Source organism: Aeromonas sp. QDB23 (genome assembly GCF_027707745.1).
Lineage (GTDB): Bacteria > Pseudomonadota > Gammaproteobacteria > Enterobacterales > Aeromonadaceae > Aeromonas > Aeromonas allosaccharophila.
Genome location: NZ_JAPCJA010000023.1, coordinates 1 through 24,441 on the forward strand (window position 1 = coordinate 1; position 24,441 = coordinate 24,441).

Below are 24,441 nucleotides of genomic sequence, written 5' to 3' on the forward strand. Positions count from 1 at the left end.
GGGAATAGCTCAGTTGGTAGAGCACGACCTTGCCAAGGTCGGGGTCGCGAGTTCGAGTCTCGTTTCCCGCTCCAAATCTCTCTCCTCGAAGTACACCAATTCATATTCGAAATTGCCCATCACATCGCGCTGCGATGCTTTGTCGTATCTGGCGTTTACTCCGCGCGTCTCTGCCTTCTTCTGTCAACAGGAAGGGCATGCGAGGGGCTTACTCTGTGGGCTGAACGAGACAAGCGGTGGTGACCGGAGAGGGTAAATTTCGGGCAAAAAAAGAGGAGGGGCCTTGGCTCCTCCTGCATGATTCACTGGCGCGAGCTTAGACCAGAGTAACGTTCTCAGCCTGGGGGCCTTTTTGGCCCTGGGTCACAGTGAACTGGACTTTTTGACCTTCAGCCAGGGTTTTGAAACCGGTGCTCTGGATGGAGGAGAAGTGAACGAAAACGTCCGGACCCTGAGATTGCTCAATAAAGCCAAAACCCTTGGTTTCGTTGAACCATTTTACCTGGCCGGTGCGAATGTCAGACATGTGCTAAATCCTATCAATAACAAAATGAAACTAAGCCCGTGCTGGGCTGCATTTGCCTTGCAAGCAGGGGTTGGCTCATGACTGACCACGTCTATTTGTCCCAGTAGCACGTAGAACAATCCCTGTCTAAAGCACAAACGATTGTACGTTAGCGCCGATCCTTGTCAATTTGACCCCTTTCGTTTTTTGAACAAGCTAAAAATATTGTGAAGTCAGTAGCTTATTTGAAGAGATTTGACCGAAAAAAATGGGAGGCCAGCGCCTCCCGTGTTGTTATTCCTTGAGGGCGAACCCTTCACCCTGCCGGTCGTAGCGGTAGACCGCCTGACCGTAGGAGCGGATCTCCACCCGCTGGATGCGGCGGGTGTCATCCACCAGAATAAAGACCGAGCGGCCCGATTGCAGGCGGGTCAGCGGGCGATCCGGCCCCTCGATGGCGATCAGGCGGCTCAGCTCGGCACCCGGCAACTCGAATTTGCGCCAGATGGAGTAGAGGGTCTCACCAGCCTGCACATCGTGTTGCAGCCAGGTGCCGTTGACCTTCTCTTCGACCGGTTTGGTTGCCGCAGGCGCACTGCCTGCCGCGCCGTTACCGACGGTGAGGGCCTGAGCAGGCACGGCCAGCGGCACTTCCAGCGAGCCGGAAGGGGCGGCTTTGGGTGCTGACGGTGCCGGCTCCCAGGCCAGCACCAGCAGCCAGAGCGGGACCAGGATCAGCAGACCTATGGTGTTTTTGCGGGGCAGCGGGCTGGACAGCTTGAATTTGCCTGCTTTGGCATCCTGGCGGCGTTGGCCAAGGTTGCTCATCCCTTGGCCAAAACGTTGGCGCAGGGACAGGGTCGCGGCATTGATGCGATGGAGCAGGGATCCTTGTGATTCGTCTTGGCGACGCTGCTGGGCTCGTCTGTTATGGCCTCGTGGGCGACGGTCCGGGGTGGGCACGGCATTTACCTCTCACTACATTGCCTGCCATCAGGCAAATTCGTTGCCTATGGTAAACGGACTCGCCCCCGAGGGGGAGAGTCCGCGAGAGGAAAATTATCAGCTGAGACGAAATTGACCCAATAATTGCTGTAATTTGTCGGCCGCCTGACGCAATGCCTGACTGGCTTTGGCCGTTTCGGTCGCATCCTGAGCAATGTCGTTGGCCAGTGCGTTGGTTTTTGACAGGTTGCCGGAGACGGTTTCGGAAACCGAGCTCTGCTCCTCGGCGGCGGAGGCGATCTGATAGGTCATGTCGTTGATGGTCGAGATGGCCTTGTAGATGCTGCCGAGCGCCTCTTCCGCCAGATCCGCTTCGCTCACCGCCTGATGGGTCAGTTGCTGGCTCTGGGTGATGGCGTTGACCGCATTGCTGGAACTCTGGCGGATCTTCTCGATCAACTCCTGGGTGTTCTGCACCGCTTGCTGGGTATTACCCGCCAGTTTGCGCACCTCGTCGGCGACCACCGCAAAACCACGTCCCTGTTCGCCAGCCCGTGCTGCCTCGATGGCGGCGTTGAGGGCGAGCAGGTTGGTCTGATCGGCAATCCCCTGAATGACGGTAAGGATGCTGGTGATCTGGGCGCTGTCGTGAGCCAGCCCTTCGACCACTTCGGCCCCTTTCCCGGCTTCTGCCGCCACCTTGTGCATCGACTGGATCACCTGCTGGAAGCGCTCCTTGCCCTGATCCGCCGCGCTTTGCGCCTGTTTGGCCGAGTCAGCGGTGTTGTTGGCGTGGGTGGCGACCTCCTGACTGACGTAGGACATCTCCTGTACCGCGGTCAGCATCTGCTCCATCTCCGCCTGATGATGTTGCAGGTTGGTGTCGGTCTGACCGGCGATGCGATCGGTGTCGCAGGCGTGGCGGTTCACCTCGCTGGCCGTTTTCAGCACATCCCCGAGCAGCCCTTGCAACTTGTCGATAAAGCGGTTGATCCCCTTGGCGAGATCCCCCAGCTCATCGACGGAGCGGGTCGCGAGGCGCTTGGTGAGATCCCCTTCGCCATCGGCGATGTCATCCACCAGGCTGACCATCTGACGGATGGGGCCGGTGATGCTGCGGGCAATCACCAGCATGGTGGCCAGCGCCAGTACCAGCACGATAAAGGCGCCGACCAGCTGTTGGGTCACGGCGGCCCGGTTCATCTCGTTGAGCTGGCTCTCCAGCTGATCGGCCCCTGCCAGCACCACCTTGTAGGGCAGGGTGACGATGATGGCCCAGTTGCGGCTCATCCCCGGCACCATGATGGGGACTGAAATACGGAATGATTCGTCCAGCTCCTGACGCTGTACTTCCGGTTTCAGGTACTGCTGCCACTGATTGCCGAGCAATTTGTCGGCGCGGCTGCCAAGCAGGCTGGCATCACCGCTGGTGCCGGTAATGACGCCAGCGGCGCTGACGATCAGGGTTTCCCCCTGGCCGTCATAAATGTTGCTGTTGAGGCTCTTGGCCTGACGGCTGATGGAGTCCACCGCCAGGTCCAGCGCAGCGATCCCCTTGAACTGACCGCCCACCAGAATGGGGGTAGTGATAGTGCTCACCAGCACCTGCTGGCCGTTGATGTCCACCTTGAAGGGGTCGATCAGGCAAGAGCGACCTTCCCGTTTCGGGCAGGCGTAGTAGTCGTTGGCGGGATTGCCGAATTCGTCCGGGTTGGTTTTTTCGATGGAGAGCAGCAGATCGGTGCCAATTTGCTCCTTGTCGCGATAGAAGTAGGGCACGAAGCGCCCCTTGTCGTCACTGCCCAGCGCCGTCTGGCCAGCGAAGGCGGCATCCTGACCGTCGAAACCGTTGGGCTCGAAGCCGGCGAAGGCGCCATAGAGCTGTGGTTCCAGGTTGAGCTGTGCCTTGAGCAGGTCGGTCGCCTGCTGGCGATCCAGCGGCAGTTTGCCCTGTTGTTGCAGGGCGAGGGCGCTCGCCATCTGCTGGGTATAGGAGAGCCCCTTTTGCAACAGTTGGGTGATGGTGGCCGCTTCGGCGCGGGCGTTGGCGCTGACCTTCTGCCATGCCTCCTGCTGCAGCGCTTCACGGCTGGAGCTGATGGTCAGTTGTTGGGTTTGTTGGCCGGAGTATTGGTTGAGCAGGATCAGGATGACCAGGGCTGCGGTCATGGCGATCCCGGCCATCACTAGAATGCGATTCTGGATAGAACGGAACTGCATCGTCTCTTCCTTGTGCGTGAGAAGTGTGGTGAGCGTTATCTGAGTATCGACCGGAGGAGGCAGCTCTCCAGCATTGTGCATAGCAAATCGGAAACGGGGCTTCTGTTTTGCGATCCTCTTCAAATATCGGGCTACAGATGAAAATGGTGACAGATTTAATCCCCTACTTTAGCCCGCAATGGCGTCATGGTTTTCCCATCCGTGATGGTCGGTGCTAAAATGCGACGGTTTTTTCTAACGAATTGGCCCAAGGCCCTCTACACAAGGCTTAAAGATGAAAGTCAAAACCCGTTTTGCTCCCAGCCCGACCGGCTTTTTGCATGTCGGCGGTGCCCGTACCGCACTCTATTCCTGGTTGTTTGCAAAGAACCAGGGCGGTGAGTTCGTGCTGCGTATTGAGGATACCGACCTGGAACGTTCCACTCAGGAGGCGATCGACGCCATCATTGAGGGCATGGAATGGCTGGAGCTGAACTGGGATGAGGGCCCCTACTACCAGACCAAGCGCTTCGATCGCTACAACGGCATCATCGACGAGATGCTGGCCGATGGCCGCGCCTACAAGTGCTACTGCTCCAAGGAGCGTCTGGAAGCGCTACGCGAAGGCCAGATGGCCAACGGCGAGAAGCCCCGTTATGACGGCAAATGCCGCGATCACGCCCACGATCACCCGGCCGATGCGCCGCACGTCATCCGCTTCCGCAACCCGACCGAAGGTTCCGTGGTGTTCGATGACCACGTTCGTGGCCGCATCGAGTTTGCCAACACCGAGCTGGACGATCTGATCATTCGCCGTACCGACGGCGCGCCGACCTACAACTTCTGCGTAGTGGTCGATGACTGGGATATGGAGATCACCCACGTGGTGCGTGGTGAAGACCACATCAACAACACCCCGCGCCAGATCAACATCTACAAGGCGCTGAACGCGCCGGTACCGGAGTTTGCCCACGTCTCCATGATCCTGGGTGACGACGGCGCCAAGCTCTCCAAGCGCCACGGTGCGGTTTCCGTGATGCAGTACCGCGACGACGGCTACCTGCCGGAAGCGCTGCTGAACTATCTGGTACGTCTGGGCTGGTCCCACGGCGATCAGGAGATCTTCACCCTCGACGAGATGATCAAGCTGTTCAGCCTGGATGCCATCTCCAAGTCTGCTTCTGCTTTCAACACCGACAAGCTGCTGTGGCTGAACAACCACTACATGCGCAGCCTAGATCCGGTCTATGTGGCCAAGCATCTGGCCTGGCACATGGAAAACCAGCAGATCGATACCAGCAATGGCCCGGCCTTGCCTGCGGTAGTCACCCTGCTGGCCGAGCGCTGCAACACCCTGGTCGAGATGGCTGCCCAGAGCCGCTATCTGTTCGAAGATTTTGAGGCGATCGACGAAGCGGCTGCCAAGAAGCACCTGCGTGGCGTCGCAGCCGAGCCGCTGACTCTGGCCAAGGCCAAGCTGGCTGCACTGGATAGCTGGACCACTGAAGCGCTGCACGAGCTGATTGAAGCCACTGCCGCCGAGCTGGGTCAGGGCATGGGCAAGGTCGGCATGCCGCTGCGCGTTGCCGTGACCGGTCTGGGTCAGTCCCCGGGTATCGACGCCGTGATGGCGCTGGTCGGCAAAGAGCGGGTACTGGCTCGTATCGACCGCGCACTGGCTTACATCGAAGCCCGCATGGCTGCCGAGTAAGTTCTGCCAAGGTGGCAGGCGAGGGAATAACCCAACTCTGCCACATGCTGAATAGAAAAAATCCGAAACCACTGGTTTCGGATTTTTTTATGGCCAGCGCACAGGCCGAGAATATTTTGGGATAAAAAAATGCCAGTCAGCTGACTGGTATTTTTATGGCTATGTCCCAATTACGTGCTGCATGGGGTGCCCCAGCGCCTCATGCAAACACGCTTTGATATTTACGCCCCTCCCGTAACGCTCCAGCATCCTGCGCCAACCCAAATAATTCATCAGGTAGTGCGTCGCCACACCATGGAACCGCTCCATCCACTCTTTCAACCGATGGTGATACCCGTTCACGTGCTGGATGTGATACGCACCGACCACCCGTTCGCCCTGGCGATTGCGCACTACCTGATGGGTGACGCCCTGCGCTTGGCTAAAACTGGCATACACACCCGCACCATCGCTACACAGCACCGCATCCGGTGACACCAGCGGCGTCAAGACCGCGATGACCGCCTCGGCATTTATCTTCTCCAGCTGAAAATCCGCATGGTGGCCTGCCCTGTCTTGCACCACCATCACAGGGATGTAATCCGACCTGGTTCCACGAGTTCGACCTTTACCACCGCGATGACGTGCCGGACGCGGCAGCCCCCGTTGCCCCTTGAACGATTCAAGGAAGAAGGTCTCGTCTACCTCAACGATGCCCTCTTCCTGTGTGGCTTGATGGCCTGCCATGGCACGCAAGAAGCGGTGACGCCAGAGGAAGGCGGTGTTTTTGCTGACCCCACAGCGCCGCGCTGCCTGGCGGACGGTCAGCCCTTCGATGAGGGCTTGCGCGTAGTCTTCCCAGCACTGTGCTTTACGCAACCGGGCCAGAGGCGTCTTGGTGAGGATGGAGCTGGTGCGCAGACATTGTTTGCAACGGTAGCGGCGCAGTCCCCGACTCCATCCCCAAGGCGCCAGCTGGGTAACATCGGCCTGACAATGTGGGCAGCCACTGCATGCCGGTAACTGAGTATTGAGTGAGGTAATGGTGTGGGGTGCAGTGAGTTCCTGCTGAGCAACACGGCGCTGGCGCAGGGTTAACTGGGGAAAGAGGGACAACAGGTGTTGAAAGGCTGGGGTATCCATGATGGTAGACCTCAAGGTGATGGCCTACGTCAAGATTAGCCTTTCAACACGTAATTGGGACATAGCCATTTTTATTGGGGCAGAGTGCCCCTTAGTGGCTGTCGACCCAGACGAACTTGAGCACAAACAGCAGGGCGACCACCAGCACGCAGGGGTTGATCTCGCGCCAGCGGCCGGTGCCTGCTTTCATCACGCAGTAGGAGATAAAGCCGACGGCGATCCCCTCGGTGATGGAGAAGCTGAACGGCATCATCACCGCGGTCATGAAGGCCGGTACCGCTTCGGTCAGATCTTCCCACTTGACCCGGGTCAGCTCGGAGCACATCAGTACGCCCACATAGATAAGAGCGCCAGCAGCGGCATAGGCTGGCACCATGGCGGCAACCGGGGAGAAGAAGATGGCCAGCAGGAACAGGATGCCCGCGATGATGGCGGTCAGACCGGTGCGGCCGCCGACGGCGACGCCGGAGCTGCTCTCGATAAAGGCGGTGACCGAGGAGGTGCCCATGAAAGCGCCGCCGACGGAGCTGACGCTATCGACCATCAGCGCTTGCTTCATGCGCGGGAAGTGGCCGCGATCATCGGCCAGCTTGGCGCGGTTGGTGACGCCAATCAGGGTGCCGGAGGAGTCGAACAGGTTGACCAGCATAAAAGAGAAGATGATCCCGGCAAGACTGATGTCGAGCGAACCCATCAGATCCAGCTGACCGAATACCGGTTCGATGCTGGGGGGCATGGAGACAAAGCCCTTGAAGGTGACATCGCCAAACAGCCAGCCAAGGGTGGTGGTGACCACGATGGCGATCAGCACGGCAGAGTGAACGCCACGAGCAGAGAAGATGCAGATCAGGAAGAAACCGAGCAGACCCAGCAGGCAGGGCAGGGAGGTGAGGTTGCCCACGGTCACCATGGTCGCGGGGCTCGCGACCACGATACCGGCGTTGTGCAGACCGAGCAGGGCGATCAGCAGACCGATACCGGCGGTGATGCCGACCCGCAGGGTGAGCGGGATGTTACCGATCAGCCAATAGCGCACCCGCAGCAGGGTGAGGATCAGCAGGCCCATGGCGCCCCAGAAGATGGTGCCCATACCCACTTGCCAGGAGTAGCCCATGCCTGCGACCACTACGAAGGCGAAGAAGGCGTTGAGGCCCATGGCGGGAGCCAGGGCGATGGGCAGGTTGGCCAACAGGCCCATCAGGATGCTGCCGATACCGGCGATCAGGCAGGTGGTGACGAACACGGCCTGGGTGTCCATGCCAGCCGCAGAGAGGATCTGCGGGTTGACGAACACGATGTAGACCATGGTCAGGAAGGTGGTGATGCCGGCGATCACTTCGGTGCGGGCGGTAGTGCCATGGCCTTGCAGGGCAAACAGGCGCTCAAGCAATCCTTGCCCGGCGGCCTGATTGGCAGCTTGGTGTTGTTGATTCATGTTGGATTCCAATAGGTGACGTGAAATAAGCAGCAGGGGAACGGGCTATCCCATCCATGCGGGGTAAATTGCCCTGTTTCTGGCGGTTAAGTAACCAGACTCGTCCTGATACCGTGACAGCGCGCACATTTTTACACAGGCGGCGCCGTTTACAAACCCTGGATCTGCGAAGCAGATCAATGAATAGAGTAAAAATTCAAACGTTTGCTTTTTGAGCATAAAAAAAGGTTCTCAGCAGAGAACATTTTATCGGAAAAGGGGGCTTAAAGTGTCTTGAAGTAGCGCTCGACCAGTTGGGCCAGCACGGAGTCGAGCCGGTCTTGAACCTCACCCAGCTCGCGGCCGAAGCGGCGCAGAAAGAGACTGGCCTGCTCTTCGGTCAGCTTGCGCCCCTCGATAAAGAACTCTTGCTCCGGCAGCTGTTTGTCGTAGCGGGGGATCAGCACCCAGCTCACAAGATCAGGGTAGATAGCGGCGAAGATCTTGGCGGCAGCGGCACAGAAGGTCTCTATGTGCGCCTTGCCATCCGGCCCAAGGCAACCCGGTTCAACCCGGATCTGGATGGTGAGTTTTTTCTCTATGGGGGTCGTCATCGTGCTACATCCATGCAAAGGCATCCGTCTTGGATTGTAAGCTAAAAGGAAATAGAAAGGGGAGCCGAAGCTCCCCTCAACACGCAGTCAGCCTTATTTGGTGATGCGCTTGTACTTGGCGCGATGGGGCTGGATCGCCTCGGCGCCGTAGGTTTTCTTCTTCCACTCTTCGTATTCGGTAAAGTTACCTTCGAAGAACTCGATCTTGCCCTCGTCCTGATAATCCAGGATGTGAGTGGCGATACGGTCGAGGAACCAGCGGTCGTGGGAGATGACCATGGCACAACCCGGGAACTCCAGCAGGGCGTTCTCGAGGGCGCGCAGGGTTTCGATATCCAGATCGTTGGTCGGTTCATCCAGCAGCAGCACGTTGCCGCCGGTCTGCAGCAGCTTGGCCAGGTGCAGACGACCACGTTCACCACCTGAGAGTTCGCCAACCCGCTTCTGCTGGTCGGAACCCTTGAAGTTGAAGCGGCCGATATAGGCGCGGCTCGGGAACTCGTAGTTGCCGATGCGCAGGATATCCTGACCGTCAGCGACTTCCTCGAATACCGTCTTCTTGTCATCCATGCTGTCGCGGAACTGATCGACAGAAGCCAGCACCACGGTGTCACCCAGGGTGATGGCGCCGGAATCCGGCTGCTCCTGGCCCGACATCATACGGAACAGGGTCGACTTACCGGCACCGTTCGGGCCGATGATGCCGACGATGGCCCCTTTCGGAATGGCAAACGACAGATCGTCGATCAGCACCCGATCACCGTAGGATTTGCACAGGTTGGCCACTTCCACCACCTTGTCGCCGAGGCGCGGTCCGGGCGGAATGAACAGCTCGTTGGTCTCGTTGCGCTTCTGGTAGTCGTTGGTGTTGAGCTCTTCGAAGCGAGCCATACGGGCCTTGGACTTGGCCTGACGGCCTTTCGGGTTTTGACGAACCCACTCCAGCTCTTTCTCGATGGACTTGCGACGGGCCGCTTCGGAACTTGCTTCCTGCGCCAGACGGGCATCCTTCTGCTCCAGCCAGGAGGAGTAGTTGCCTTCCCACGGGATACCTTCGCCGCGGTCCAGCTCCAGGATCCAGCCAGCCACGTTGTCGAGGAAGTAGCGGTCGTGGGTGATGGCGACCACAGTGCCTTCGTAGTCGTGCAGGAAGCGCTCCAGCCAGGCCACGGATTCCGCATCCAGGTGGTTGGTCGGTTCGTCCAGCAGCAGCATGTCCGGCTTTTCCAGCAGCAGACGGCACAGTGCCACACGGCGACGCTCACCACCTGAGAGGTGTTTGATCTGGGCATCCCAGGCTGGCAGGCGCAGGGCATCGGCCGCACGCTCCAGCTGGTTTTCCATGTTGTGGCCACCCTGAGCCTGAATGATGGCTTCCAGCTCGCCCTGTTCGCGGGCCAGTTTGTCAAAGTCGGCATCCGGGTCGGCGTAGGCCGCATAGACTTCGTCGAGACGGGCCATGGCGCGCTTCACCTCGCCAACGGCCTCTTCGACCGCTTCGCGTACGGTCTGCTCCGGATCCAGCTTCGGCTCCTGGGGCAGGTAGCCGATCTTGATGCCGGGTTGCGGGCGGGCTTCCCCTTCAATATCGGTATCGATGCCCGCCATGATGCGCAGCAGGGTCGATTTACCGGCGCCGTTCAAACCCAAAACGCCGATCTTGGCGCCCGGGAAGAAGCTCAAGGAGATGTTCTTGAGAATATGACGCTTGGGCGGCACGACCTTGCCGACCCGGTTCATGGTGTAAATAAATTGAGCCATTGGCTAATTCTCTTCCTTTTCAGCAGGTTAATGTCTTGGCACTAACAGACTGATGTCGTGGTGGGGCCAGGTCGACACAGGTCAACCGGGTTCCAAAAAACCCGTCGATTGTAAACCAACGGACAGGGGTGGGCAAAGGTGGCGCCCGGTTGGCGCCCCCCTTTGCCGACGGGGTCACGTCTTGCTGCATCAGCCGTGCAATTTGGGCATGATGTGGGCTGCCGTTTTGTCCCGGAGCCCTCATGATCCCATCCCCTCAAGTTCCCTCACTGGCCGCCTTTCTGTGCATAATGGGGTTGGATACCGCCTTGAGCGAAGCCATCAGCCTGCGCTTGCCACGGCAGACGCTGCGCACCGGGCAGACACTGTTGGCGCAAGGGGCCGAACAGGATGCTGCCTTCTATATCGAAGCGGGCATCGCCCGTGCCTGCCACTACACCCGGGACGGGCAGGAGCGCTGCAAGGAGTTCTACTTCGAGGGGGAGCTCTGCCTGCTCTATGACAGCTGGCTCACGGGGTCGCCCGCCCGCTACCAGCTGGAGGCGCTGACGGAACTGCAGGTGGTGAGGGTGCCGCTCGCCTTGCTGGATGAGCCCGCCTGGCAGCCGGTCTGCATGGCCCTGTTGCGCCAGCAGCTGGGTTACAAGGATCGCAAGGAGGCGTTCTTGCTGCTGCACTCTCCCGAAGAGCGTTATCGGGAGCTTTGCCACACCTTCCCCCACTGGCCAGCGCGGCTCACTCAGGTACAGCTCGCCAACTACATCGGTATCAGCCCGGTCACCCTGTCGCGGATCCGCCGCCGCATTAACACAGGTTAATGCCACCTGCTGGTTGCCACTTCATGCTGCGCCATCCAAATGACGGACGAGGTGTGGATGATGTCGCTGTTTCTGTGGTCGCAACTGGTGGTGAGCCTGGCCTTGTTGCTCGATCTGTTGTCGTTTCAGTTGCGGGATCGCCGCAGGATCCTGGCCTGTCTGGCCCTATCCTGCGCGCTCAATGCCGGTCACTTTGCCCTGCTCGGGCAGTGGTCGGCCGCCAGCCTGTTGCTGCTGGCCAGCGTGCGCTTTCTGGTCAGTATCTGGCTGGTTAACCGCATCTTGATGTGGTTTTTCATGGGGTTGGCCTGTGCGGCGGCGCTGGCGACCTATCAGGGCCTGCTCTCATGGATTGGGCTGCTGGCGAGCCTGTTGCAAACCCGGGCTGCGTTTTGCCCCGACGATCGCCAACTGCGGCGCTGGATGCTGCTCGGCACCCTCTGCTGGCTGGGCAACAACCTGCTGGTGGGCTCACCGGTGGCGGCGTTGATGGAGGGACTGTTTCTGGTCAGCAATCTGGTGGGGTATTACCGTCACTACGGGCGCAAGGTGGCTGTCTACTGATGATTGTTGCTGACTGACTTGAGAGGCAGATGGAGGGGGGCGGTCTGGTTGGGGCTGGAGGGTGACAAGACAGAGAGGCCACCATTGCGGCGGCCTCTCTGACATTATCAAGCCTTGTTAAAGCTGTTGATCAGGGCTTTGGTGTAGTCGATGACGAATTGCTGGCAGTGGATCGCGGTTTGCGGATCGAAATCCTCGCCATGGATGTCGGTGTTGGAGAGCACTCGCACCCCGACAAAGGGCACCTTGTAGGCTTCGGCGACCAGGGCGGCGGAGGCGGTTTCCATCTCTTCGGCCGCCGTGTTGTAAGTCTGGTGCAGCCAGTTAATGCGGGCGACCTGACGGTTCCACTCATCGGCAGTGCCGATGATGCCTGCCACCACGCGACCGTGCTGATAGCGGTCGGCCATGCCAAGGGCGCGGCCAACCAGCTCGGGGTCACCGGCAAACGAAGAGTGTTCCACCAGCTTGCCGTTTTCCCGCAGACGCATGGTCACCTCGAAGTTGTGCCATTTGCGCGGATCAATGCCCTGATCTGCCGGAGTAAAGTCACTGCGATAAGCGCCCATGTTGAAGCTCTTGGTGGCGATCACGATATCACCGCGATGAAGCGCCGGATCATGGCCGCCCGAGGTGCCCTGGTTGATGATGAGACGCGGCTTGAAGCGCTCGATGGCCAGGGTGGTGGCGGCTGCTGCATTGGCCAGACCCACCTCGGTACGGGAGATAACCACCGGATAGCCAGCCAGCGTGCCCTGCCAGAATGTCCATGCGCCGATAGTCAGCACCTGTTTCTCTTGCAGGGCGGCGACCAGGGTATCGACCTCAACGTCCATCGCCCCCTGGATCAGGATGGGGGCGGATGCGGGGTTGGAAGCGTGGGTGAAGGGGGCGCAAAACAGTGCGATCAGACACATCAACCGTTTAAAGAAATTCATGTTTTACCTGTCAGGACTGCGGGAAAGCGCCGGATTCTACTTGCAAGCAAACGATTGCGCAATTTATTAATTGTTTTGTAAATAGAACGGTTTATCTGGATCCCGCTCTGGTGATAGGGATCAGGGTTGTTTGTGTCCTGCGAAGTAGAGCACCCGTTTTACATACTCCTGCGTCTCGTCATAGGGGGGGATCCCGCCATAGCGTTCCACCGCTTTTTCCCCGGCGTTGTAGGCCGCCGAGATCAGCACCCAGTCGCCATCGAAGCGGCGATCCAGCCACTTGAGATAGGTGACGCCGCCCTTGATGTTCTGGGCCGGATCGAATGGACGGGTCACCCCGAACCGCAGTTGGGTCTCGGGGATCAACTGCATCAGCCCCTGGGCATTCTTGGGTGAAACGGCGCGGCTGTTGAGGTTGGATTCGGCGATGGCAATCGCCAGCACCAGCCGGGCATCCACCTTATGGTGTTTGGCGGCGTGGCGCAGCATGGTGACCAGTTTTTGCTTGGCGGGGGGCTGGCGCGCAACCCAGGAGTCGACATTGAAGGGGGTGGAGGGGAGCTGCGCCAGATAGCCCCCCTGACCGCCACGGATCCCGATGCCGCACTGATCCCCCATAGGGGCATTGCCGATACGGGCGTTGTAGTAACGGGCGGCCTGCTGGTTGCCAAGGCGCATCGCCATGGCGAGATAGCTGTTGGCCAGCTTGGCGCTGCGCACCGAGGCGGGGCCGATGGCGAGCAGGCGGCCGATCCGGAAGTACCCTTCGGGGTTGCCGGTGCTGGCCGCGACACAGTAGAGGGCTATCGCCTTTTGCAGATGACCGTTTTGCTGGGCTGCCTGGCCCTGCTTGATCGCCGTCAGCGCCCTGGGGGCTTGTCTGAAATCCCTGCCCTGTGCCATCGCCCACGGCATTCCTGCCAGTAACAACGACAAAAAAAGCAGCAAAAACAGTCCGTTTTCGCTGATGTGCCTCATGGGTTATCTCCTGTTTGAGTACAGAAGATATAGAGGAACATGGCTGCTATCGCCACGAATCCAGTGGATCCTGTTGTTATAGCCCGGAGATTTCAGAGATCAAAACGGTATGGAACCAATGGCGAGCGAGCCGTTTATCGAGGCTTTTCGGTCGCTTAGAAGTCGTGGTGATACTCCTGCTCATCCAGTACGGCGGGAGGAAGCGCGCGATAGAAGCTGCCAATTTCGCTGACAACCCAGAGCGAAAGCAGGGCAAGCAGGCTGAGCAGGGGAAGCAGTGCGTGGCTTTGGGTCAGGGCATAGGCCGCGATGGCGGCGCCGCTCAAAAGCAGGGTTCGGATCATGGGTGGCTCCTTGTCGTCATGGGGGTGTTGCGTGGCCACGGACAGAGCGCCTGGGGTCGGGAGTTGTTCCCGGGTGGCACAGAGCGCGCTGAGTATATCGCGCTGCGCCGCTGCCAATCCGTGGTGTTATCACACTTTTCATCGTTATCTCCGTCCTCTGGGCAGGCTGTTGCCGCTGGCGATTGAACATTCGGTGCCGCCTTTCGACGCCCCTCACTGCATTCGTTCGCCCCACAAGCCCATGCCGCCAGTGAGTTCAGCCATCCTAAAACCCATGGCAAACCAGTGATACCGGATTAACTCATCAATGACCGAGGGGCTGCTTGGCATCGTCAAGGTGCAGGCCGGTAGTAGTCGAGATACCAGCGGACAAACTCGGCAACACCTTGCTTGAGAGGCGTGGCGGGGCGCAGGCCGGTGAGAGTGTGCAGCGGCTCGCTGTCGGCCCAGGTGGCGTGCATATCGCCCGCCTGCATAGGTAGCATCCGCTTGATGGCGGGCTTGCCGATGGCTTCTTCCAGAGCCTCGATAAAATCGAGCAGCCGCACTGGCTGGCCGTTGCCGATATTGAGGATGCGGTAGGGAGCTGCGCTCTCGGCCGCGCTCTGCTCGCTGGCGTGCCAATCGGAATTGGGGCGGGGCGGCCGGTTGGCCACGGCGAGGATCCCCGCGACGATGTCATCTATGTAGGTGAAGTCGCGGCTGAGATCGCCGTAGTTGTACACATCGATAGGCTCACCCGCCAGAATGGCGCGGGTGAACTTGATGATGGCCATGTCGGGTCGACCCCAGGGGCCGTAGACGGTGAAAAAGCGCAGCCCTGTGGTGGGCAGGCCATAGAGCGCGGAATAGGCATGAGCCATCAGTTCGCCGCTCTTCTTGGTGGCGGCGTAGAGGGAGACGGGATGATTCACCTGCTGCGCGGTGGAGTAGGGCATCTGATCCCCCATGCCATAGACCGAGCTGGAGGAGGCGTAGATTAGGTGCTGGATCCCATGGTGGCGGCACCCCTCCAGCACCGTCAGCATGCCGGTGAGGTTGCTGTCGGCATAGGCGAACGGATTGTCGATGGAGTAGCGCACCCCCGCCTGCGCCCCCAGATGGATCACCCGCTCGAAGCCATGACGGGCAAAGAGAGCCGCCATCGCTTCGCGATCCGCCAGATCGACCCGCTCGAAGTGAAAATGGGGGAAGCTGGCCAACTGTGCCAGCCGCGCCTCTTTCAGACTCACCTCGTAGTAGTCGTTGAGGTTGTCGATGCCCACCACCTGATGGCCTGCGGCGCACAGCTGGCTAGCTACGTGAAAACCGATAAAACCGGCGACCCCGGTCACCAGATAGATCATGGTTGGGGCTCTTGGTTGCAGTTCGAATTGGCTGGCTGCTTTTTGGCGGGAAGATGTGGCCGCCCGATGGCGTGATAGTCAAAGCCGAGCTCGCTGAGCTGGCGCGGGTCATAGAGGTTGCGACCATCGATGATGACGGGCTGGTTGAGCAGCGCTTTCAGCTGCTGGAAATCGGGGGCGCGAAATGCCTGCCACTCGGTACAGATCAGCAGGGCCTCGGCCCCTTCCAGTGCCGTCTCCTGAGTCGGGCAGAGCTGCAGATCCGGCCGCTGGCCGTAAAGCTGGCGGGCACGCTCCATCGCCTTGGGATCAAAGGCCTGTACCCGGCCACCGGCAGCCCAGATGGCGGCCAGTAGCGGGCGGCTAGGCGCATCGCGCATATCGTCGGTACCGGGTTTGAACGCCAGCCCCCACAAGGCGAAGGTACGGCCGCGCAGATCCGGCCCGAAGCGGGTCAGCAGGGTTTGCGCCATCTTCTGTTGCTGGCGCTGGTTGACCTGCTCGACCGCCGCCAGCAGCGGAGCATCGCAGCCGACACTTGCCGCGGTATGACGCAACGACTTGATATCCTTGGGGAAGCAGGAGCCGCCATAGCCGCAGCCCGGGTAGAGGAAGTGGTAACCGATGCGGGGATCTGCCCCCATCCCCTGACGCACCGCCTCGATATCGGCCCCCAGCTCTTCGGCGAGCGCTGCCATCTCGTTCATGAAGGAGATGCGGGTAGCCAGCATGGCGTTGGCGGCGTACTTGGTGAGCTCGGCACTGCGCAGATCCATCACTACGATCCGATCGTGGTTGCGGTTGAAGGGGGCGTAGAGGACGCGCAACTGCTCCAGCACCGCCTCGCTGTCACAGCCGATGATGATGCGATCCGGCCGCATGCAGTCGTTGACTGCTGCCCCCTCCTTGAGAAACTCGGGGTTGGCCGCCACGTCGCACTCGAGGGCTACGCCACGCTCAAGTAGCTGCGCCTGAATGTGCTGCCGCACCTGCTGCGCCGTGCCGACCGGCACAGTGCTCTTGGTCACCACCAGCTTGGGGCGGCTCATCAGCCTGCCTATGGTATCGGCCACCGCCAGCACATGTTGCAGATCGGCAGAGCCATCCTCATCTGCGGGTGTGCCTACTGCGATCAGCAGCAGGTCGGCGTGCTCGACTCCGACGGCGGGGTCGGCAGAAAAGTGCAGACGACCACTGGCCAGATGGCTCTCGACCAGCGGGGCCAGCCCCGGCTCGTAGAAGGGGATCAGGCCCTGCCGAAGCGCGGCGATCCGCGCCTCATCCACATCGATGCAGCAGATCTGATGGCCCACCTCGGCCAGAACGGCGGCCTGCACCAGCCCGACATAGCCTGTGCCAAAAATGGTGACCTTCATGAAAAGTGCCTCGTGCTGTGAATGGGGGGATGGCGCGGTTAAACCGCGGCATGCTGCATCTTGGTGCAGCGGGTGTCAATGCCAGATGACAGGCACCAGAATGGGGCGTTCAGCCTGACTGTTGTGATCCTTTTCACAAAAAATAGACTGGACCCCATAACGAAGCCCTGTGGACAGGGCTCGCAGCCCGCCCGCAACGGCAGGCGACAGACACTCTCTCTTTACTTCGCTTGGATACAGGTTATGGACAACACCTCGATTCGCACTGCCCATCCTATTTATGAGGATGTGCTGGCCCTGCTGACGGCGGCTGGCTTTGTTTCCCTCGGCATCTTTCTGTTTCATCAGGTTGGCCTGCTCACTGGCGGCACCGCCGGGCTGGCGCTGCTGCTGCAAAAGGTGACCGGCATCAGCTTCGGCCTGCTGTTTTTCGGCATCAACCTGCCCTTCTATGCGCTGGCATGGTTGCGGATGGGGCCACGTTTTACCTTCAACACCTTTGTCTCGGTGGCGGCGGTCTCCTACATGACCGATCACCTCAACGGGGTGTTGCAGATCGGCAAGATAGAGCCGCTCTATGCGGCGCTGATCGGCGGCACCCTGATCGGCATGGGTCTGCTCATCATGTTCCGCCACAAGTCGAGTCTGGGGGGCTTCAATATTCTGGCGCTCTTTATTCAGGATCGCTTTGGCATCCGGGCGGGCAAGCTGCAAATGGGGCTCGATTGCGCCATTGTTGTCGCCTCGTTTTTCGTGGTGCAGCCCTGGATACTGGCTCTCTCCATCGTGGCGGCGGTTATCTGTAATCTGGTGTTGACACTCAACCACAAGCCGGGCCGCTACCAGATTGCCTGACGAGCTGCGGATGTGGCTCGATAAGACAAGAGTGACCCGATAGCACGAGGCGGCCTGATGGCCGCCTCGTCTGTTTCTACCTTGGCGTTATCGCTGCGCCTAGCTCGCCTGTTCCAGCCTGCTGTCACCGCTCATAGCGTTGCCACTCATGGAACTGCCGCTGATGGCGTGACCACCGACGGCGAGCGGGGTGTGGCAGGCCACCTGATGATGGGACTCATCACACGCCTCAAGCCTTGGTGCCTTGCTTCTGCACAGCTCGGTCGCATGGGGGCAGCGCTGGTGGAAGTGGCAGCCGCTTGGCGGCGAGATGGGGGAGGGCACATCGCCGGCCAGCAGAATACGCTGGCTGCGCCGCCGCGGATCTGGCACCGGAATGGCGGAGATCAGCGCCTGGGTATAGGGGTGGCGCGGCGCCAGATAGAGCGACTGGGCATCCGCCAGCTCGACGATCCGTCCCAGATACATCACCGCGATGCGATCCGAGATGTGTTTGACCACCGACAGATCGTGGGCGATGAAGATGATGGAGAGGTTCATATCCCGCTGCAGGCTGAGCAGCAGGTTGACGATCTGCGACTGCACCGAGACATCGAGGGCCGAGACCGCCTCGTCGCACACCAGCAGTTTGGGCTTGAGGGCGATGGCACGGGCGATGCCGATGCGCTGGCGCTGACCGCCGGAAAACTCGTGGGGGTAGCGATCGACTGCGCTGCCCGGCAGGCCCACTTTTTCCAGCAGCTCCTGCACCCAGCCGCGGCGCTGCTCAGTGTTGCCTTTTCCGTGGATGATAAAGGGCTCCTCCAAAATCTGGCCCACGGTGTGGCGGCTGTTGAGGGATTCTGCAGGGTCCTGAAATACCATCTGCATCTCCTGACGCAGGGAGCGCATCTCCTTCGGGCTGAGGGCGGTGATATCGCGCCCCTCGAAGGTGATGGTGCCCGCGGTCGGCTCGAACAGCTTGAGCAGGCTGCGCCCGAGGGTGGACTTGCCGCAGCCGGACTCACCCACCAGCCCCAGCGTCTCCCCCTGTTTCAGGTCGAAGCTGATGCCATCCACCGCGTGAACCGTATATTGCTTGCGCAGGAACCCACCTCCCAGCCGGAAGTGCTGTTTCAGATCCCTGACCGATAACAGAGTGCTCATACGGTCAACTCCTTCCAGTAGTGACAGGCGACATGGTGGCGCGGATTGAGTTGTTCCACCGCCGGAATGGCGCTGATACAGAGATCGGTCGCGTGGGGGCAGCGGTTGGAGAAGCGGCAGCCAGCCGGCATCTCGTGCAGAGCTGGCACCTGTCCCTTGATGGTCTTGAGCAGGCTCTTGGGCTCATCCTCAAGGCGCGGGATCGAGCTCATCAAGCCGTGGGTATAGGGGTGACGGGGGTGGTCAAACAGCTCGAACACATCGGCCTGCTCTACCGCCCGCCCGGCGTACATCACCACCACTTCGTCGCACAGCTCCGCCACCACCCCCAGATCGTGGGTGATAAAGATGATGGCCATCCCGGTCTGTGCCTGCAGCTCTTTCATCAGTTCGAGGATCTGGGCCTGAATGGTGACATCCAGCGCCGTGGTCGGCTCGTCGCAGATCAGCAGGTCTGGCTCGCAGGAGAGCGCCATGGCGATCATCACCCGCTGGCGCATGCCGCCGGAGAGGTTGTGGGGATAGACCGCAAAGCGCTGGGCCGGTTCCGGGATCCCCACCTTCTGCAGCATGGCGATGGCCGCGGCTTTGCGTTGGGCCTTGTCATAGTCGGGGCGATGGAGGCGAAACACCTCCATCAGCTGTTCCCCCACCGTCTGCACCGGGTTGAGGGCCGTCATCGGCTCCTGAAAGATCATCGAGATGCGGTTGCCGCGCACCTTGTACATCTGGTCCGGCGCAAGGGACAGCAGCTCTTCCCCCTGAAAGCGGATGGAACCGGCTACCACCTGACCGTGGGGCTTGGGCAAGAGTCCCATGATGGCGAGCGAGGTGACACTCTTGCCACAGCCGGACTCGCCGACGATCCCCAGCGTCTGACCGGGGGCCACCTTGAAGCTGACCCCGTCGAGCACCTTGATCTTGCCGTCATCGACGGCGAACTCCACCTCGAGATCGCTGACCTCAAGGATGGGTGCCTGGGTGTTGGGCATAACTGCTGCTCCCTTCGCAATGGCCTGAATATCAATGACGTGCATAGGTCTTGTCGAGCAGGTTGATGGGCGCCAGCGCCTCCCCTGCCTCCTTGGCGTTGCGAGTCTCTTCCTTCACCTTGGGATCGAGCCAGAGCAGACCGCCACTACTGTGAGGATAACCGTCCATCGGCCAGTAGAGCAGATCCGGCGTGTTCTTGGTGGCAGGCACCTCCGGCAGCATCACATAACGCCAGCTGCTGGCCCGTACATAGTTGAGCTGCACCCCGGGCACGAAGATGGCGAGATCATAGATGCGCTGCTGGATTTGCTGGGAGAGCTTGGCCCGTTTGGCCATGTCGAATTCGACGTTGTAGGCATCGATCAGCGCGTCCAGCTCCTTGTCAGCCACGTTGAACAGGTTGTTGGTCTGCGGTTTGTTGGCGTTGGCGGAGTGGAAAAACTCCCAATATTGCGGATAGAGACCGCCGCCGCCCCAACCGAGCCAGGCTGCTTCGTGTTTTTTCTCCAGCATTACCTTGAAACCGGTGGCGCCATCCACCAGATTGAGCTCCAGATCCAGCCCCGCCTTCTTGGCCTCCTCTTTCAGCACGGTCAGGCGCTTGGAGTGCTCCTGACTGGTGTAGGTGAGTGCCAGCGTCAGCCGCTCCCCCTTCTCATTTTGCAGGATGCCGTCCGGCCCCGGCTTGTTGTAGCCGCCCTTGGCAAAGTACTCCCGCGCCTTGCCAATGTCATAAGCCCGCTCCGGCAGCGTGATGTCAGTGAACTCGCCAAAGCCCGAGTCAAAGGTGGTGGCTCTGTCGTAATCGCCGCGCAGCACGGTCTCGATCATCTTGTCTATGTTGAAGGCGTGCTGGATGCCGAGGCGCACGTTTACGTCCGCCAGCTTGGGGTTGGCCACATTGAGGTGAACCCCCTGACCGCCCTGTTTGGTATCGGTCATGGCCATCACCTTCTGCACGTACCCCTTCTTGTACTCCGGGGTGACCGCTTTCTCATGCCACCAGTTGGGCAGGATCATCTCGAAGGTATCGATCTCCCCTTTCAGGAAGTGGCGGAAGGCGATGTTGTGGTCGCGGATCACCTGCACCTTGATGTTGTCGATGTTGAATCTGTGCTGGTTGTAGCGATCATCCTTTGCCCACCAATCCTTCTGCTTGCTGAAGGTGACCGACTTGCCCTTCTTGACGTCGCTGATCACGTAGGGACCTGTGGTGGGCACCACGGCCCAGTTGTACTGCTTCACCCAGTTGGGGGTCAGCTTGTAGTAGTGCTTGGGCTGGGGCCACAGCTCGGTGGTGTTGAGCAGATCCATCTTGGCCTTGCGGTTGCCTGCTTTGACCAGAATGGTGTGTTCATCGATCTTCTCTACCGCTACCACTTCAGTGGTGTAGTAGTTGTTGAACCAGGGCCCCTTGATGTGTTTGGAACGCATCATCTCGTAGCCGAAGGTGTAGTCGTCGGCATTGACCGGCTTGCCATCCGACCATTTGGCGCGGGGATCCAGCTTGAAGTAGACGGTCTGGCTGTCTGGCGCGATGGCCCAGTGGGTCGCCAGCGAGGGGATGGGGTTGCCGGTATTGGGGTGAAAGCTGATGAGCCGCAACTGGTTATCGAGAATAAAGGAGCGGAACGATCCGTTGGAGTCAGGCCCCACGGTGCGGAACGTCAGCGGAAAGCTGTCGACAAACATATTGAGGCTGCCACCGGGCAGCGCCTTGGGGGAGGCGAACATGGGGTCGGTGTCGTTGGTCTCCCATTTGAGATCCGCGGGCAGGGTGGCTGCCCAGACCCAGGATCCGTTTACCAGCACAAAGAGAGCACCTATCCATTTGATTTTATTTTTCATGTTTGACTTCCAGGTCTGGCCCCTGCACTGGGGGTCTTGATTGATAACGGGATTATCCCTTGCTCCCGGGACCGCCGATGGGGCGGCCCGTCCTTCATTAATGACTCTTCGTTACTTGGCAAATGCCGATGCGAGTTGGCACCGGCTGGCTTATTGGTAACGGGTAAATTTGCGCGGATCGAATGCCTCGCGGATCGCCTCGCCGATAAAGGAGACCATGATCAGCACCAGACTCACCGCCGCCACCACGGAGCTGACGATCCAGATGGCATCCAGATTGTTGATGCCCTGGGAGAGCAGCTCCCCCCAGCTCGGGGTCGGCGGAGCCAGCCCGAAGCCCAGATAGTCGAGCGCCGTCAGGGTCGAGATATTGCCCACCACGGCGAATGGCGCCAGAGTGACGATCATCATCATGGTATTGGGCAGGATGTGGTTGAAGATGATTCGCCCGGTGGTGGCCCCTTGCGCCCGTGCCGCCATCACATAGTCACGCGCCCGCTCCTTGTAGGTGAGGGTGCGCATATACCAGGTGATCCCCATCCAGCCGAACAGCACGTTGATGCCGACAAACAGGCCGAAGTTGGGCTTGGCCAGCGATACCAGGATCATGATGACGTAGAGAAACGGCACCTGGGACCAGATCTCGATAAAGCGTTGCAGGATGAGGTCAAAGCGGCCGCCGAGAAAGCCCATCAGGCAGCCGATGGTGACCCCGATAGCGTAACTGGCCGCCAGCGCGATAAAGGCAAAGCCGATGGCGATGCGAAAGCCGTAAACCAGCCGCGCCAGCACGTCGCGGCCGCTGGTGTCGGTGCCAAGGAAGTGGCGTTCAGCCGCGCTGGGAGCGTAGGGCGGGTAGGCATCCTCCTTGAAATCCTGCTCGTAGGGGTTCCAGGGCACAGGCGGCAGCAGCACCCAGTCGCCCTGACCCTCTGCGGCAAACTTGGCCTTGAGCTGGCGGTAGTTGGTCTCGTACTCGTAATCGAGCCCGAACTGCTGGCCGGGGATCACATCGCCATAGGTGGGGAAGTGCAGCTGGCCCTGATAGCTCACCATCAGCGCCCGGCTGTTGACCAGCAGCTCCGCCAGCAGGGAGAGCAGCACCAGGGTGGTGAAGATGATGAAGGAGTAGTAACCGCGCTTGATCGACTTGAAGCGCTTGAGTTTTTTCAAGGTAACCGGATTGAGCTTCATGGTCAGTCTCCAAACCGCACGCGGGGGTCAACAGAAGGTGCAACGCAGATATCGGAGACGATAGGACGTGATGTCAGCATCGGCATGGCAAGAGGGGTCTGGTTCATGGTCACTCTCCAAACCGCACGCGAGGGTCAACGAGGGCAACACAGATATCGGAGACGATATTGCCAATCAGCATCAGCATCGAGGTGATGGCCAGAATGCCCATGACGGTGGGGTAATCCCGCTCGACGATCGCCTCGTAACCGAGCAGGCCGATACCGTCGATGTTGAAGATGGTCTCGATGAGGAAGGAGCCGCCGAAGAAGACGGTGAGCACGGACCCCAGGTGACTGGCGATGGGGATCAGGCTGTTGCGCATAGCGTGGTCGGTGACCGCCTTGCGAAACGGCAACCCCTTGGCCACAGCGGTACGCACATAATCGGCCGACAGGTTCTCCATCAGGCTGTTCTTCATGGTCATGGTGAGGATGGCGAAATCACCGATGGCGTAGGCGATAAGCGGCAGCAGGGCATGGGCGAAGACAGTGCGGATCTGATCCCAACTGCTCTCCATGTACTCAAAGTCGTCCCCCGGAAAACCGCCCATCGGCAGCCACTCCAGATGGAAGGCGAATACGGTGATGAGGAAGATCCCCACCACGTAGGCGGGCAGGGCATAGGCCATGTAGATGAGCATGGAGCTTAACGAGTCGAAGCGGCTGTTGTGCCTGAGGGCCTTGGCCACCCCGAGCGGGATGGAAACGGCATAACTGAGCAGAAAGGTCGCCAGCCCGAAGAAGGTGGTGACGGGGAGCCGATCCTTGATGAGGTCCCACACCGGCTCGTAGTAGCGGGTCGATTCGCCCAGATCCAGCACCGCCAGCTTCTGCAGCCACTCCCAGTAGGCGACCAGCATCGGCTTGTCGAGGCCATAGAAGGCCTTGAGTTCCTCGATCTGTTCATCGGAGAGGGCCTGCGCCCCCTTGCTGCCGCTGGAGCGGCCAGATTCATTCTGGGAAACCTGGGCTTGCAGCAGCATGCGTTCGACCGGCCCGCCCGGCACGAAACGGGTGATGGTGAAGACGAGCAGGGTGATACCGAGAAACGTCGGGATGATCAAAAGCATCCGGCGTAGGAAATACGACAGCATGGTGGAACCTCGTCCTTGTTGTTCTTTTTTGCGGCCAGTCAAATCCGGTGACGGGCCTGTCCTTCCTGGCATTACGCGCTGGATTGGTTGCCAAACAGCAGACAATCCGCTTGGCCACTGTAAAAGCTCTGCAACAAAAATCAAGTACAAGGAAATGGAAAACTGGGACAAATGACCCGCTGAGACCAAAAGCATCGAAAAATGACGTTTTTTATCTGAAAAGTGAAAATCAAAACAAAACGCTACTGCTCAACATTATTTTAAAAAATATAAACAGCTGTTTGTTTGAGTTTTTGGTGTTTTTAAGTTGTTGATTAATAATGTTTTTGTTTGGGCAGTGAAATTGAAGGAAAACGATATCATCTCGACGATTTTAACTGTTATCCCCATGGAAGCGGTCAGGTTCAACCCTCATGAAGTTAGTGTTTTATTCTTATTAAGGCCGATAAATCAAAATAAGATATAAACCGACAGCACGTTAACTAATAAGTTCATCAAATTTTAATTCAGCGCCATTTACGCCATTTAACAATGTTTTTACATTGTGTGGGTTGTTTTTGGCAGAATTATTCACTAATTATTCCGGTCAAAATTAATACACTCCGCTTATTCTACGCCTGACCTTGCCACACCCC

General features: G+C 59.4%; 21 protein-coding genes. 4 read left to right on the forward strand and 17 right to left on the reverse strand.

Annotated features, from left to right (window positions below; translation table 11 throughout):
• Positions 1-316 precede the first annotated feature (316 nt).
• The 3 genes from PG888_RS11585 to PG888_RS11595 all read right to left on the reverse strand — a co-directional run bounded on the left by PG888_RS11585 (position 317) and on the right by PG888_RS11595 (position 3,670).
• Entirely contained in the window at positions 317-526 is a 210-nt protein-coding gene (locus PG888_RS11585; protein ID WP_042010507.1) for a cold-shock protein, read from the reverse strand.
• Between the two features lie 273 nt (positions 527-799).
• Positions 800-1,468: a LysM-like peptidoglycan-binding domain-containing protein gene (locus PG888_RS11590; RefSeq protein WP_139409500.1), complete on the reverse strand. Its 669-nt coding sequence runs from the start codon at positions 1,466-1,468 to the stop codon at positions 800-802.
• Positions 1,469-1,567: 99 nt separating this feature from the next.
• Positions 1,568-3,670, reverse strand: a complete 2,103-nt coding sequence (locus PG888_RS11595; RefSeq protein WP_182938923.1) for a methyl-accepting chemotaxis protein — start codon at positions 3,668-3,670, stop codon at positions 1,568-1,570.
• 274 nt (positions 3,671-3,944) lie between these two features.
• Between PG888_RS11595 and gltX the strand changes: the two genes are divergently transcribed.
• Positions 3,945-5,360, forward strand: a complete 1,416-nt coding sequence (gene gltX, locus PG888_RS11600; RefSeq protein WP_182938924.1) for a glutamate--tRNA ligase — start codon at positions 3,945-3,947, stop codon at positions 5,358-5,360.
• Between the two features lie 159 nt (positions 5,361-5,519).
• Here the strand turns inward: gltX and PG888_RS11605 are convergent, their stop codons facing one another.
• The 4 genes from PG888_RS11605 to ettA all read right to left on the reverse strand — a co-directional run bounded on the left by PG888_RS11605 (position 5,520) and on the right by ettA (position 10,271).
• The gene (locus tag PG888_RS11605) at positions 5,520-6,482 is read right to left on the reverse strand and encodes an IS1595 family transposase (RefSeq protein ID WP_182938925.1); all 963 of its coding nucleotides are present in this window, start codon (positions 6,480-6,482) and stop codon (positions 5,520-5,522) included.
• 91 nt (positions 6,483-6,573) lie between these two features.
• The gene (locus PG888_RS11610; protein ID WP_042059992.1) at positions 6,574-7,917 is read right to left on the reverse strand and encodes an NCS2 family permease; all 1,344 of its coding nucleotides are present in this window, start codon (positions 7,915-7,917) and stop codon (positions 6,574-6,576) included.
• Between the two features lie 263 nt (positions 7,918-8,180).
• Positions 8,181-8,510 carry a hypothetical protein gene (locus PG888_RS11615; protein WP_042656677.1) on the reverse strand — a complete coding sequence of 110 codons (330 nt, stop codon included), beginning with the start codon at positions 8,508-8,510 and terminating at the stop codon, positions 8,181-8,183.
• 93 nt (positions 8,511-8,603) lie between these two features.
• Positions 8,604-10,271 (reverse strand): energy-dependent translational throttle protein EttA, encoded by a 1,668-nt coding sequence (gene ettA, locus PG888_RS11620; protein ID WP_182938926.1) that lies wholly within the window; start codon positions 10,269-10,271, stop codon positions 8,604-8,606.
• 242 nt (positions 10,272-10,513) lie between these two features.
• Here ettA and PG888_RS11625 point away from each other — a divergent pair, with 242 nt between their 5' ends.
• Together PG888_RS11625 and PG888_RS11630 are read left to right on the forward strand one after the other, a co-directional pair.
• Positions 10,514-11,089 carry a Crp/Fnr family transcriptional regulator gene (locus PG888_RS11625; protein ID WP_182938927.1) on the forward strand — a complete coding sequence of 192 codons (576 nt, stop codon included), beginning with the start codon at positions 10,514-10,516 and terminating at the stop codon, positions 11,087-11,089.
• 57 nt (positions 11,090-11,146) lie between these two features.
• Positions 11,147-11,653 carry a YgjV family protein gene (locus tag PG888_RS11630; RefSeq protein ID WP_182938928.1) on the forward strand — a complete coding sequence of 169 codons (507 nt, stop codon included), beginning with the start codon at positions 11,147-11,149 and terminating at the stop codon, positions 11,651-11,653.
• A 107-nt stretch (positions 11,654-11,760) separates the two neighbouring features.
• Here the strand turns inward: PG888_RS11630 and mtnN are convergent, their stop codons facing one another.
• The 5 genes from mtnN to PG888_RS11655 form a co-directional block, all read right to left on the reverse strand.
• A complete protein-coding gene (mtnN, locus tag PG888_RS11635) occupies positions 11,761-12,591 on the reverse strand; it encodes a 5'-methylthioadenosine/S-adenosylhomocysteine nucleosidase (RefSeq protein ID WP_182938929.1) in 831 nt (276 codons plus the stop codon).
• Positions 12,592-12,711: 120 nt separating this feature from the next.
• A complete protein-coding gene (locus tag PG888_RS11640; RefSeq protein ID WP_182938930.1) occupies positions 12,712-13,569 on the reverse strand; it encodes a lytic transglycosylase domain-containing protein in 858 nt (285 codons plus the stop codon).
• A gap of 155 nt (positions 13,570-13,724) precedes the next feature.
• Complete coding sequence (locus PG888_RS11645; protein ID WP_182938931.1) at positions 13,725-13,913, reverse strand: hypothetical protein; 189 nt, start codon at positions 13,911-13,913, stop codon at positions 13,725-13,727.
• Positions 13,914-14,245: 332 nt separating this feature from the next.
• The gene (locus tag PG888_RS11650; RefSeq protein ID WP_182938932.1) at positions 14,246-15,259 is read right to left on the reverse strand and encodes an NAD-dependent epimerase; all 1,014 of its coding nucleotides are present in this window, start codon (positions 15,257-15,259) and stop codon (positions 14,246-14,248) included.
• Complete coding sequence (locus PG888_RS11655; RefSeq protein WP_182938933.1) at positions 15,256-16,635, reverse strand: UDP-glucose dehydrogenase family protein; 1,380 nt, start codon at positions 16,633-16,635, stop codon at positions 15,256-15,258. Before PG888_RS11655 ends, PG888_RS11650 begins: the two co-directional genes overlap by 4 nt.
• Before the next feature lie 243 nt (positions 16,636-16,878).
• Between PG888_RS11655 and PG888_RS11660 the strand changes: the two genes are divergently transcribed.
• Positions 16,879-17,490, forward strand: coding sequence for a YitT family protein (locus PG888_RS11660; RefSeq protein ID WP_005349421.1), 612 nt, complete (start codon positions 16,879-16,881; stop codon positions 17,488-17,490).
• Positions 17,491-17,589: 99 nt separating this feature from the next.
• Here PG888_RS11660 and PG888_RS11665 read toward each other — a convergent pair whose 3' ends face one another.
• The 5 genes from PG888_RS11665 to PG888_RS11685 form a co-directional block, all read right to left on the reverse strand.
• Complete coding sequence (locus tag PG888_RS11665) at positions 17,590-18,636, reverse strand: ABC transporter ATP-binding protein (protein WP_182938934.1); 1,047 nt, start codon at positions 18,634-18,636, stop codon at positions 17,590-17,592.
• Entirely contained in the window at positions 18,633-19,628 is a 996-nt protein-coding gene (locus PG888_RS11670; protein WP_182938935.1) for an ABC transporter ATP-binding protein, read from the reverse strand. The genes PG888_RS11665 and PG888_RS11670 overlap by 4 nt, the downstream gene beginning before the upstream one ends.
• A 31-nt stretch (positions 19,629-19,659) precedes the next feature.
• Complete coding sequence (locus PG888_RS11675) at positions 19,660-21,477, reverse strand: extracellular solute-binding protein (protein WP_182938936.1); 1,818 nt, start codon at positions 21,475-21,477, stop codon at positions 19,660-19,662.
• Positions 21,478-21,627: 150 nt separating this feature from the next.
• Positions 21,628-22,671: an ABC transporter permease gene (locus tag PG888_RS11680; protein WP_182938937.1), complete on the reverse strand. Its 1,044-nt coding sequence runs from the start codon at positions 22,669-22,671 to the stop codon at positions 21,628-21,630.
• A 109-nt stretch (positions 22,672-22,780) separates the two neighbouring features.
• The gene (locus PG888_RS11685; RefSeq protein WP_182938938.1) at positions 22,781-23,806 is read right to left on the reverse strand and encodes an ABC transporter permease subunit; all 1,026 of its coding nucleotides are present in this window, start codon (positions 23,804-23,806) and stop codon (positions 22,781-22,783) included.
• Positions 23,807-24,441: the final 635 nt, after the last annotated feature.